The organism is Methylocucumis oryzae (assembly GCF_000963695.1).
Lineage (GTDB): Bacteria > Pseudomonadota > Gammaproteobacteria > Methylococcales > Methylomonadaceae > Methylovulum > Methylovulum oryzae.
Genome location: NZ_LAJX01000154.1, coordinates 1 through 12118, shown reverse-complemented (window position 1 = coordinate 12118; position 12118 = coordinate 1). Strand labels below are relative to the sequence as shown.

Annotated in this window: 12 protein-coding genes and 1 pseudogene; 6 read left to right on the top strand and 7 right to left on the bottom strand. The window is 42.7% G+C overall.

The genetic code is table 11. The annotated features are described in order from the left end of the window. Positions 1–228: 228 nt before the first annotated feature. The gene (locus VZ94_RS14790; RefSeq protein WP_045779816.1) at positions 229–708 is read right to left on the bottom strand and encodes an FKBP-type peptidyl-prolyl cis-trans isomerase; all 480 of its coding nucleotides are present in this window, start codon (positions 706–708) and stop codon (positions 229–231) included. A gap of 206 nt (positions 709–914) precedes the next feature. Between VZ94_RS14790 and VZ94_RS14785 the strand changes: the two genes are divergently transcribed. Then, positions 915–1682, top strand: a complete 768-nt coding sequence (locus VZ94_RS14785; protein ID WP_045779815.1) for a 4'-phosphopantetheinyl transferase family protein — start codon at positions 915–917, stop codon at positions 1680–1682. On the opposite strand, the gene VZ94_RS23280 is transcribed toward VZ94_RS14785, so the two are convergent. Together VZ94_RS23280 and VZ94_RS23275 are read right to left on the bottom strand one after the other, a co-directional pair. Beyond that, entirely contained in the window at positions 1671–2072 is a 402-nt protein-coding gene (locus VZ94_RS23280; protein WP_052700589.1) for a phytanoyl-CoA dioxygenase family protein, read from the bottom strand. The two genes, VZ94_RS14785 and VZ94_RS23280, sit on opposite strands and share 12 nt — an antisense overlap. A gap of 26 nt (positions 2073–2098) precedes the next feature. Then, positions 2099–2437 (bottom strand): hypothetical protein, encoded by a 339-nt coding sequence (locus VZ94_RS23275; protein WP_052700588.1) that lies wholly within the window; start codon positions 2435–2437, stop codon positions 2099–2101. 286 nt (positions 2438–2723) lie between these two features. Between VZ94_RS23275 and VZ94_RS14775 the strand changes: the two genes are divergently transcribed. Further along, positions 2724–3416: a response regulator gene (locus VZ94_RS14775; RefSeq protein WP_045779814.1), complete on the top strand. Its 693-nt coding sequence runs from the start codon at positions 2724–2726 to the stop codon at positions 3414–3416. Here VZ94_RS14775 and VZ94_RS14770 read toward each other — a convergent pair. After that, positions 3413–5107, bottom strand: a complete 1695-nt coding sequence (locus VZ94_RS14770) for a two-component system response regulator (RefSeq protein WP_052700587.1) — start codon at positions 5105–5107, stop codon at positions 3413–3415. The genes VZ94_RS14775 and VZ94_RS14770 overlap by 4 nt on opposite strands. 343 nt (positions 5108–5450) lie before the next feature. On the opposite strand from VZ94_RS14770, the gene VZ94_RS14765 reads away from it, so the two are divergent. Together VZ94_RS14765 and VZ94_RS14760 are read left to right on the top strand one after the other, a co-directional pair. Continuing rightward, complete coding sequence (locus VZ94_RS14765; protein WP_045779817.1) at positions 5451–7838, top strand: AAA family ATPase; 2388 nt, start codon at positions 5451–5453, stop codon at positions 7836–7838. Positions 7839–7867: 29 nt separating this feature from the next. Continuing rightward, on the top strand, positions 7868–8365 hold the full coding sequence (locus VZ94_RS14760; protein WP_045779813.1) for a CinA family protein: 498 nt from the start codon (positions 7868–7870) through the stop codon (positions 8363–8365). Between the two features lie 9 nt (positions 8366–8374). Here VZ94_RS14760 and VZ94_RS14755 read toward each other — a convergent pair whose 3' ends face one another. Next, positions 8375–8611 (bottom strand): PA3496 family putative envelope integrity protein, encoded by a 237-nt coding sequence (locus tag VZ94_RS14755; protein ID WP_045779812.1) that lies wholly within the window; start codon positions 8609–8611, stop codon positions 8375–8377. Positions 8612–8926: 315 nt separating this feature from the next. On the opposite strand from VZ94_RS14755, the gene VZ94_RS23270 reads away from it, so the two are divergent. Both VZ94_RS23270 and VZ94_RS14750 read left to right on the top strand, forming a co-directional pair. After that, positions 8927–9118, top strand: a complete 192-nt coding sequence (locus VZ94_RS23270; protein WP_052700586.1) for a hypothetical protein — start codon at positions 8927–8929, stop codon at positions 9116–9118. After that, positions 9111–9779: a methyltransferase domain-containing protein gene (locus VZ94_RS14750; RefSeq protein ID WP_082081704.1), complete on the top strand. Its 669-nt coding sequence runs from the start codon at positions 9111–9113 to the stop codon at positions 9777–9779. Before VZ94_RS23270 ends, VZ94_RS14750 begins: the two co-directional genes overlap by 8 nt. 269 nt (positions 9780–10048) lie before the next feature. On the opposite strand, the gene VZ94_RS14745 is transcribed toward VZ94_RS14750, so the two are convergent. Beyond that, positions 10049–10351 (bottom strand): DUF3240 family protein, encoded by a 303-nt coding sequence (locus VZ94_RS14745; protein WP_045779811.1) that lies wholly within the window; start codon positions 10349–10351, stop codon positions 10049–10051. 12 nt (positions 10352–10363) lie between these two features. Further along, positions 10364–12118: pseudogene (locus VZ94_RS14740) on the bottom strand (efflux RND transporter permease subunit); the annotation flags it as partial.

Here is a 12118-nt window from a genome sequence, read left to right as displayed (position 1 = left end):
ACAAAAAAAACAACGATTAATCGAATAAAGCCTAGTATACAATAAATTAATCATTGTTCAATTTTTTCTGGCGAACATACTTGGTAAAAAAACAGAGAACAGGTTTACTTTTAAAGCAGGTTTTTTGGCAGCTGATGGTGTTGCGGTGAATTAGCAATGAGCAATGAGCGTATTACCTAACCCTGAAAACCGGAACGAGCGAACTTGTTCCGGCTTAAATCTAAATCACTAATGGTGGCAGCCGCTGCCGTGAATATGCCCGTGCGCCAATTCTTCATCGGCAGCAGGTCTTATGTCGATAATTTCTACCGCAAAAGTTAACGGTACGCCTGCCAACGGGTGATTGCCATCGATGGTAATGTCGTCACCATCTATATCGACAATCGTGACCACGCCAGGGCCTGAACTGACATCAGCATGAAATTGCATACCCACAGCAAGCTCGTTAATGCCTTCAAACATCGCGCGCGGTATGACTTGAATGCGGTCTTCATAAAACAGACCATAAGCATCTTCTGGCTCTATCCGAACATTTAATTTGTCGCCAACCGCCTTGTCCGTTAAAGCGGCTTCAAGGCCTGAAATAATATTGCCGTACCCATGCAAATACACTAACGGCTCATTACCGTCTGAGCTATCGATAACCTCGCCTTCATCATTGGTTAATGTGTAATGTATAGATACTGCCATTTTGTCTGCAATGCGCATGTTTAACCTCTTGCATTTAATAAAGATAAAGCGGCGGGCCGTTAACTTGCCTAAGGCCGCTTTGTTTGAACATCTGCCGAAAATGCGTTAGAAGTTGAAACAATGTTGTTACAATGGCGCTTTTTCGTAGCAATCATAACGCTTAAAAACACAGGTTTTTAAAGCGTGGGCAGTATCGCGCAACGACTCTCTATAGTCCAGACTTAATGCAAAATTTACCCTTTCAGCCTTCTTCTTTAGCCGAGCATGTCATCGATATATGGTTAGCTTATCCAGACGAAATCACCGACGTTGATTTATTACTAGCGTATCAAGCATTGCTGACCGAGCAAGACCGGCAACAATGGCAACGCTTTTATTTTGCCCGTCATCAACAGCAATACTTAGTCACGCGTGCGCTGGTGCGCGCAGTGTTATCGCAGTATTGGCCACTAGCGCCAAGTGCATGGCAATTTGTTCGTGATAGTTATGGTAAACCGGAAATTCAACCGGATTTAATACCGTTACCGTTGAGATTTAATCTTTCTCATACTGAGGGATTAATCTGTTGTGCGGTTACGCTTAAGCACGCAATAGGTGTCGACGTTGAATATTTATTACGAGCAAATGCGACGCTAGATATTGCTGCCCGCTATTTCGCCGCCGCCGAAATCCAAGCATTAACGCAATTGCCAGACGCTTTGCAACAGCAGCGCTTTTTTGCATTATGGACGCTGAAAGAAGCCTATATTAAGGCGCGAGGTTTAGGCTTATCGCTGCCGCTGGATCAGTTCAGTTTTAGCTTTGACCACCAACAATCGGTAAGTATTGAATTTTTAGACGCTATTGCCGATACCCCCGAACACTGGCAATTTTGGCGCTACCAACCCTCTGAGCAGCACCAAATGGCACTCGCGGTTAATTCGACTGAGCCTATTTCAGTTAGGGTAAAAAAAATCGTTCCATTACAACATATCACAGCGTTAATCGAGTAATCGACCAGGATGGCCGCAATTAATATGACCGATTAACGTGTTATAAATACTATAACCCACTAATTCGCTTAACCGCTTAGAAAAGGTTTTCGCTATCTCTCTGGGAATACCCAATTGCTGGTTTTCTTGTTGTCTTATAAAACCAGCGCAGTAATTTAACGCAATCGCTGTGCGCCGTTGCTGGCTGCGATTAGCCCCACCACCATGCCAAACGCTACCGTGTATTAATAACACACTGCCTTTAGGCATTTCTGCGGCGATGCTGTCATAACTGCCAGTAATATCAGGGTTATGGTCTAAGCGGTGGCTGCCAGGAATAACTCTAGTTGCGCCATTTTTCTTCGGTAAAGTCAGAAATAGCCCATAACGTATTACAGATAATCGGCACATGAGGTCTAGGCAACGGGATTAATTGGTCATCGGCGTGTATTGTTTGCGCATCTTGCCCAGGCAATAGCGTTGACGTTGACAACGATGACACTAAACAGCCTGGATCTAAAAAGGCTTCGATAATCGGCAAAATTTTTTTCATGCACCGGCAATCGCTGATATAACACGCCATGTGTAAGTAAGTTATGAACCCTAAGCGTCTGATAGCCTTCAAAAGCTGATACGCCGGGCTTAATATTAAGCTCATGTTCTAAACGCAGTAAATCTTGGTCTAGTGCAGTTAATTCGGACGCTGTTAACACATTATTAACAATAGTATAGCCTTGTTCGTGTAACTCGCTGACAGCCTGTTCGATAGCATTCATAGCAGTTTAGTCCTAGCGTTGTAGAGGGATTTCATTATATTATCAGCCGCTGATTATAGCTTCAAATTCCGGCTACCAACTTAAGTAGGGACAGGGCGTTTAGAATGCAGGTGTTGGCAGCAGGGATGCTGCCAACAAGCCCACAGGGATGTATTTACGGCGTCCTGCGCTCTGAATGCCCTGTCCCGTATGGCATTGTCCCGTTTAAAGTGCATAGCCCAAATCCCAATATTACCTGACTGAGTAACACGTTAAGTTATCAGTATTTCTTGTCGGTATAAGTCACATGAATAATCCTGTTATTATTATGATAGAGGACGACCCTGCTATCCGCATGTTTCTGCGCACAGGCTTAAGCGCACATGAGTTTAAAGTCTATGAAGCAGAAACCGGTAAGCAAGGTATTATCGAAGCGGGTGTCCGCAAACCTGATATGGTCGTATTAGATTTAGGCTTGCCGGATATGGACGGTGAGCAAGTCATTCAAGCTATACGCGCCTGGTCAACACTGCCCATTTTAGTGTTATCCGCGCGTAATTCGGAGCAACAAAAAATTAATGCGTTAGATGCCGGTGCTGATGATTACTTAACCAAGCCATTTGGTTTAGGTGAATTACTTGCGCGGATTCGGGTTTTATTACGACGTTGCCGTAATGATGCGGTTTTTGCACCGGATGGTATTTTTACTTGCGGCGAGTTAATGGTTGATTTAAATAAACGCATTGTTCGGGTAGCTGATAGCGAAATTCACTTAACCCCGATTCAATATCGACTGCTTACCGTCTTGGTGAAAAATGCAGATAAAGTATTAACGCAACGCTTTTTATTAAAAGAAGTTTGGGGGCCGTCTTATAGCGACAATGCGCATTATCTAAGAATCTACATTAGCCAATTGCGCCAAAAAATAGAGCAAGACCCCACCCGACCACAATATTTGCTAACAGAATCGGGTATCGGTTATCGTCTAAAACGACCTTAAGGTTCACAGGCGTCATGCTCTGTTGAGAAACAGCAATAACAATTACGACCTGCCTTTTTAGCTTGATACATCGCTATATCGGCTTTTTTTAATAAATCATCTAACGTATTGCCGTCACTCGGATAAACACTTATCCCTATGCTAAACGAGGTCGTTAATTGATGACTATTAATAGCAAAAGGTTGATGCAATTGAGCGATAATTTTTTCAGCGACGCGCTCAGCAATTAACGCATCCGGTAAATTCGTTAAAATAATAATAAATTCATCGCCACCATAGCGGCAAATCGTATCCGCTTCACGTACGCAATTCGATAAGCGCTCAGCAATGCCTTGTAACAGCAAATCGCCCATATCATGACCTAAACTATCATTAATATGTTTAAATCGGTCTAAATCTAAAAACAATAAAGCGACCAGCGTATGACTTCTACTGGCTGCAATTAGCGCTTGAGCAAAACGCTCTTGCAATAAAGTTCGATTAGGCAAACCTGTTAACGAGTCATGATGGGCTAAAAATTCTATTTTTTGCTCAGCCACTTTGCGCTCGGTAATATCAGAAAAAATACCGATATAGTGTGTGATACGGCCTTCTTGATTACGCACGACTGAAATGCCTAATAAAACCGGATATTGCTCGCCATTTTTTCTAACATCCCAGACCTCGTCTTGCCAATAACTATGCTTTTTCAAGGCATTACGCATTTTTGCGAAATAAGCTTGGTCTTTTTGCTGAATCGATAAAATTTTAGGCGTTTGCTGAATAATTTCTTGTTGTGTATAGCCGGTAATTTGGCAATAAGCTTGGTTACACGACAAGATACGCGCATCGGCATCGCATAAAATAATGCCCTCGCCACTATGCTCAAATACTTTGGCCAGTAACTGCAACTGCTCTTCAACTAATTTATTTTGTTGAATATCCGTATGCGTACCCAAAATTCGTAACGGATTGCCAGCTGCGTCTCGCTCAACAATACTTCCTGTTGCCAAAATCCAACGCCATGAACCGTCCCGACAACGCTGTCTAAAACTGATTCGATATTCAGATTGTTCACCCAGCAAGTAAGCACGAAAAGACGTTTTTACTATCGCCTCATCTTCTGGATGAATACTGGCAAACCACTCAGATAAGCGTAGCGAAGAAAACTCATTGGCTTCATAACCTAACATTAAAGCATACTCTGCATTCACTCTAATTTCGTTTGTGAGAGGGCTATAATCCCATAATCCTTGCTTACCGGCTGCTAACGATAATCTTAACTGAGCTTCACTTTGCCGCAATTGCTGTTGTTGTTTAATTAATAATTGTCGCGTATGGTGAGAACGTAACACATAACGCACTCGGTAAGGCAATAATAACCACTGAATTGGTTTACTAATAAAGTCCGTCGCGCCTAATTGAAAAGCTTGCTCAACACAATGTACATCTTCCACGGCCGTCATCATGATAATAGGCACATCGGTCGCATAATGGGCAATTAAAATTCTAAGACAGGCAAAACCATCCATGCCCGGCATCATCACATCTAATAAAATCAAATCCGGCCGGTTATGTGCAATCTCTGCGAGCCCCGCGTCGCCACTTTCGGCACAGATGACATCAAAATTACTCGCTGTTAATGATTTATTCACTAACGCGCGTGTCATGGGGTCGTCATCAATGACTAAAATTTTCGGTTTAGCGGTCATGGAGTCGTTATTTTTATAATTAAATGCCAGTTGATTCTAACATAAAGTGTTTATACATCATTTTCAACAATAAAAAATGCAAGGGGATTTTTATTCAACCTATTTAACTGACCGCTAAAATAACTGAATTAAAAAATAAGTAAATTTTATAACGTGATTTTTGCGTATAACTACTCGCTATGAATATTTTAGTCTATGAAAAACMAATAGCTTGCCAAAAAAAATCAGGTAACAGTTCAAAAATTGCTTACTCATCGCTATGCGCTCAGCATCGACGCTTACTATTCATGTTACTGAAAAATAAGATAGAATAGTGCCCTTTTACCCTTTATTGTTGTTTAACATGTCTCAATCGTTAAAACTGCCTTTATCAGCACTGAAATTACATGTTGATATGGCTGATATTGATATATCACTCAAATCATCTGAATCAGCGTCGTTACTCATCGGCCAAGCACGCGCGCAATCAGCGCTAGAGTTTGGCGTCGCGATGCCAAGATTCGGCTATAACATCTTTGTCATGGGTGAACCTGGTTTAGGCCGTTTAAGCTTAGTGTTTGAGCAGCTAAAACTCGCTGCACAAATACTATCCACTCCAGCATCTTTGGTTTATATCGATCACTTTAATTTTTCTCGCGAACCTAAAGCGCTGCTATTGCCCGCCGGTACAGGCCATACCTTTAGTAAAGACATAGAAAAACTCATTGATGACGTCTTAGCCACCTTCCCTGCCGTTTTTGACAGCCCAACTTATCAACAAAAAAAGACGGCGATTGAACGGCATTTTACTCAAGCCTATAACACAGCTATCGGCATGGTCGACTACAAGGCGCAAGAAATGGGAATTGCCTTGTTCATGGAAAACGATGTCATGACCTTTGCGCCTATGGGCAGCAATAAACCGTTAACAGATGAAGAATTTAGCTTACTGCCGCAAGCAGAAAAAGATGTATTCCATGCCGATGTGGTTGGTTTAGAAGATTATTTAAACGAAGTGCTATTGGAATTGCCGCAATGGCGTAGGGAAATGGCAGAGCGGATTAAACAAGTCGACAGTGATACCGTCAGTAGCGCTATTGAGCCTTTATTCGCCGAATTACGCGATAAATACCAAGAGCAAGCGGATGTCATTATGTACTTGGCCGAAATGAAGCAGCATTTAGTCGATGTCACTATTGCCGACATATTAATGCCTAGCAAGACTATCGATGCAGATGCCTTCCGCAGAAACAAACAACTGTTAATCGAACAATATTTACCGAATGTACTTGTTGACCACAAGTTAGATACCGGCGCACCTGTCATTTACGAACCGCATCCGACGTATCAAAACTTATTTGGCCGCATCGAATATGCGAGTGAACAAGGCGCCTTAGTCACTAGCTACCGTAAAATCTGTGCAGGCTCTTTACATAAAGCCAATGGCGGTTATTTAGTGCTCGATGCCGAAAAACTCTTAAACTACCCCTATGTCTGGGATGGTTTAAAACGTGCGTTGCAAGCTGGCTGTATTGAAATCGATGCACCTTACACAGAATGGGGTATTAACACCATTACGTTAAAACCCGAAGTCGTCACGTTAAACCTAAAAGTCGTTTTAGTGGGTTCTAGGGATATTTACTATTTGCTAGAAGAGCTTGATAGTGAATTTAATGAAATGTTTAAGGTGTTAGCCGATTTTGACCCTTATATTCCTGTCACTCATAGCAACATTCAACAATTAGCCACGCGCATTCAAAGTTATGCGCAAGAACACACTGGCAAACAACTTACTTCAAACGCAGTCCAACGCTTAATCGAACACAGTTGCCGACTGGCAGAAAGCCAACAGCAATTTTCTGCGCACATTAATGACACGTTGGAAATCATCGGTGAAGCCGACTTATTTAGTCAACGCAGTCACGCTACCGTTATAGAGCAAACGCATATCGAACAGGCGCTACAAGCCCGAGAATACCGAAATGGCAGAATTTCCCAAGAAATTCTTAAGGAAATGCTAGACGGCACTATTTTAATCGACACGACCGGCGAAGCCGTTGGCAAAATCAATGGCTTAACCGTACTTGAAATTGGCGGTAGTTGTTATGGCTCACCGGCACGCATTACGACGACTGTATCGCCAGGCTCAAGAGGCATTGTTGATATTGAACGAGAAGCTGAATTAGGCCAATCGATTCATTCTAAAGGCGTCATGATTTTATCCGGCTACTTAGGTCATTTTTATGCCCAGCAATTTCCATTAGCAATTTCAGCCAGTATTGCTATTGAACAATCATATTCTGAAATCGATGGTGATAGCGCATCGTTAGCTGAATTATGTTGCTTAATTTCTGCCTTAACGCGCACCCCGATAAAACAAAGTTTCGCGCTAACGGGCTCGATTAATCAATATGGCGAAGTGCAAGCTGTCGGTGGTATTAATGAAAAAATCGAAGGCTTTTTTAGACTATGCCAGGCTAGAGGTTTAGACGGTAGTCATGCCGTCATTATTCCTGTCGCTAATAAACGTAACTTAATGCTAAAACAAGAAGTGATTGATGCCGTTAAGCAAGAGTTGTTTGCTATCTATGCCGTATCCTATGTCAATCAAGCACTTGAATTATTAACAGGACAAATAGCTGGCGAAGTGGATCAAGAAGGCTATTACCCAGAAGACAGTATTAATTTTAGAGCGATTTCGCGGCTAAAAGAAATATCTGAAATGGCCAACGAAGAAGATAAAGCAGAATAAGGCAACAAGCTAACGAGGCAACGCTAAATATGACTATGCACACAGAGCTGTACCAACTCGCCCGCGAAACAGGCGAATACTTGTACCAAGCAAAGCATATCTTAGCAACCGCCGAGTCTTGTACCGGCGGCTGGATTGCCGAAATAATAACGGATGTGCCAGGCAGTTCGGCATGGTTTGATTGTGGTTTTGTCAGCTATTCCAATCAAGCAAAACAACGTATGTTAGAAGTTAACAGGGAAACACTAGAATGTCATGGTGCAGTGAGCGCCGAAACGGCTTTAGCAATGGTTGACGGTGTGTTGTCGCACAGTCAAGCAACACTTGCGGTAGCCGTTACGGGTATTGCCGGTCCTGGTGGAGGTTCTGAAGAAAAACCCGTTGGTACGGTTTTTATCGCATGGAAAAAAAGAGAAGGCTTAGCCTATGTTGTCAGAAAACAATTCTCAGGTGACCGGCGTCAAATCAGGGCGCAAACCGTTAAAACGGCGCTGGAAGGGCTGCGTAGCGATATATTAACCACATAGTTGGACGCATTAAAAGCCAAATTCTGATTCGTCGAAATCTTCAAATTGCTCTCTTAACATTTTCTTTTCCCAGTAAATCTCGATTTTTCTACGTGCATCGCGTTTAATGGTTTCTTTTTCCAAACCATCGGTTAACGAAGCAAATTCGCTGGTATCATAAAGATCTTCATCGTCATGATCGGGTTCGGGAGTAGTAGCACTCGGCGTGCTGGATTTAGTAACAGTTTTAGGCGCTGTTTTATTCATGAGTACCTCGACAGTAAAGTTTTATTAAACATAAAACGGCTTTGGGGGTGAAAATATTAGCGGCTGTTATTGTTTAAATCAACCTAACATTAAGGAATTACAGTAGCAACTGAAATTATCAGAGTCAATGCATACTACACGTCGTTAGTGCATTCGCTGTTAGAAACCGTTCCTGGCTATGCACTTTATGCTAAGTAGGGACAGGATGTTTAGAGCGCAGCACGCCCTGTCCCCACTTAAGTTGGTAGTCCGTTTTGTTTATAAACACATTCTCGCTTATACTGACCAGCGTTTTAGCTTACCGGACTTTAGCCCATGACATCACCCTCTCATGACGCCATACCTTATTTCGATACCTTGTTCGAGCAAATGCAACAAGATTCCGTCTTAGGGCAAGCGTTTAGTAAACATGTACACTGGGGCTATTGGTCAGAACCAGAACGTGCTGAATTAACGCTAGCAAGCTTTTTAAATGCTGCGGACAACATGACTCTGCAACATTTTTAATGCCGCGAACATTAATCATCATCAATCGATATTGGATACCGGTTGTGGCTTCGGTGGTTCACTCGCGTTACTGAATGAACATTATCAACACATGGAGCTACACGGCATTAATATCGATGCCAGGCAAATCGCACGCGCTGAGGCTACCGTTTTAGCTAAGCCAGGTTCGGGTAATAGCCTTGCCTTTAAAATAGGCGATGCTTGTTGTTTAGACTACCCAGACAACTATTTTGATAATGTGTTAGCCGTAGAATGTATTTTTCACTTTCCATCGCGTAGCCGTTATTTTCAACAAGTACACCGCGTATTAAAGCCAGGTGGTCGCCTAATCATCTCTGATTTTTTAGTTAACTCAGCGACCTCATTGATTTTCGCTTGTTTTTGCCTACCTTATTTAGGCTTGATGAAGAAATACTACGGCGAACTCGGCGAGCCTATGACACTGGCAAAATACCAAAAGCTAGCCGACGCCACAGGTCTTACGCTTACTAATAACATTAATATTACCAAAGGCACACTGCCTACTTATCGCTTCTTAGAGCAACATATTAATGCTACTGGCATAGAAGCTAAAGAAATGACCCGGTTATATCGTTTTCAGCATTTAGTTTCACGCTTGGATTTTCATCGTTACTCTATCTTAACGTTTGATAAAACCTAAGCGGTTAATGTCTTAGAAAGAAGGCAATGAAAATGTATTGGCAGACCCACGTACCGCTCCGCAACCATTCTCACCACACCATATTTGATCGCCACAACCGCTTAGTAATAAAGCTGCAAATACCACAATAATTAGTTGATTTTTCATGTTTTTTACTCCAGACACTGTTAGTTGATTACCTGAAATAACATTCCAGGCAATGGATAAAATGTCAAGCGAGCAAAGCAAAAAACTATCGATTCAACAGCAAAGTCAACTGTGAAAACACACTAAATCACGCCTTTTTCAATCACTGGCATCACCCAAAACTGTATACCTGCACCACTAAATTCTTGCTTTAACTGGGCAAGTAATAACGGTAACGTTTCAGCCGCTAAATACATTTGAAAACGTATACGTTTTTGCCGTCCACTAACTTGCTCGGCTAATGATAAGCCTTGATTTTGATGATGGTGGGCATTGACTTGAAAACTACTAAAACCATGCTCAGCCTCTAATAGCAGCAAGCAATCCACAATGGCTTCTTCCAAACTAGGCGGAGCATTTAATGTTACTAAATAGTCTTGATGCATTAGGCCACTCCTTTAGTAGACAGCGTTTTTGGCTTGACCGTAGCGTTGATATAACACCGGCAATAAAAACAATGTTAAAAATGTCGATGACACTAAGCCACCAATAACAACAATCGCTAACGGGCGTTGTATTTCTGAACCCGGCCCTGTAGCAAATAACAGAGGAATCAAACCAAATGCCGCAATGCTCGCGGTCATTAATACCGGTCGCAAACGCCGTAACGAGCCAATCACCACGACTTTGGCAATCGCCATGCCACTGACGATGAGTTGATTAAAATAACTGACCATAACCACGCCGTTGAGTACCGCGATGCCAAGTAATGCAATAAAACCGACTGAGGCTGGCACGGATAAATATTCACCCGATACCCATAAACCAAACACACCGCCAATCATTGCCAATGGAATATTCGATAACACTAAGACCGCTTGCCGTATCGAACCAAACGTAGAAAACAATAATAGAAAAATCAAACCTAACGAAATAGGCACAACTATGCTAAGCGTGGCAGCCGCGCGTTGCTGGTTTTCAAATTGACCACCAAACTCTAAGGTATAACCGATAGGCAAACTAAGCTTTTCGGCCACGCGTTGTTTAGCTTCGGCCACAAAACCCACTAAATCGCGCTCTTGTACATTGCTACGCACCACCGTGAAACGCTGACCATGTTCTCGCCCAATCGCCACCACGCCTTCGACTTTGCTTAATTGTGCCACCGCCGTTACCGGCACATGGCCGCCATTGGGCAAAGTGATTTGTAAGCTATCAAAGTTAGCCGTGTTACTATTACCACGCAATAATAACGGCGTGCGTTTAATACCTTGTTGCACTACACCTAAATTTAAACCTTCGATTTGCGCGCGTAACAAGGTTTCTATCGTGTCGCTGTCTAAACCTAAACGCCCTGCAGCCGTTTTATTAATCGTTAATTGCCAAAACTGCATACCTTCGTTTTGTTTAACAAACACATCGCTAGAGCCTTTGATTTGCCGCAGAATCTCAGCAATTTCATTACCTTTTTCGTTTAACACATCTAAATCCGGGCCAAATAATTTCACCGCCACATCGCCGCGCGTACCGGTCAACATCTCTGACACGCGCATTTCTATCGGCTGGGTAAAACCAAACGCAATACCCGGCGTTTTAGCCATAATGGCGCGAATGTTTTCTATCAGTTGAGCCTTATCCGCGACCTGCCATTGCTCTTTAGGTTTTAGCACTAAAAACGTATCGGTTTCATTCAACCCCATAGGGTCTAAGCCTAACTCATCCGAGCCTACGCGAGAAATAATGCTACTGACTTCAGGAATATGCTTAAGCAAGTTTTTTTGCACTTGCCCGTCTAAAGCAACAGATTGATCCAACGTAATCGAAGGCAGTTTTTCCAATTGCACCACGATGTCGCCTTCATCCATCACTGGCATAAACGTGCTACCTAAACGCGTAAACACCAGAATCGTTGCCAACAATAACAGCGCTACACCGATAAAAACCTTGCTGTAATTATTTAAACACCAGGCCAATAACGGCTTATAAATGGCTTGCAGCGTTCTTGGCAACCAAGGCTCTTCATGAGACACTTTTTTCAACAAAAACGAGGCGACTACCGGAATCACTGTTAACGACAACAGCAACGACGCACTTAACGCAAAAACAATCGTTAAGGCCACCGGCCGAAACAGCTTTCCTTCCAAACCTTGTAAGCTCAGTATGGCAGAAAAACAATAATAATAATTAAAATGCCTGAGGTAACCGAGGTAGCA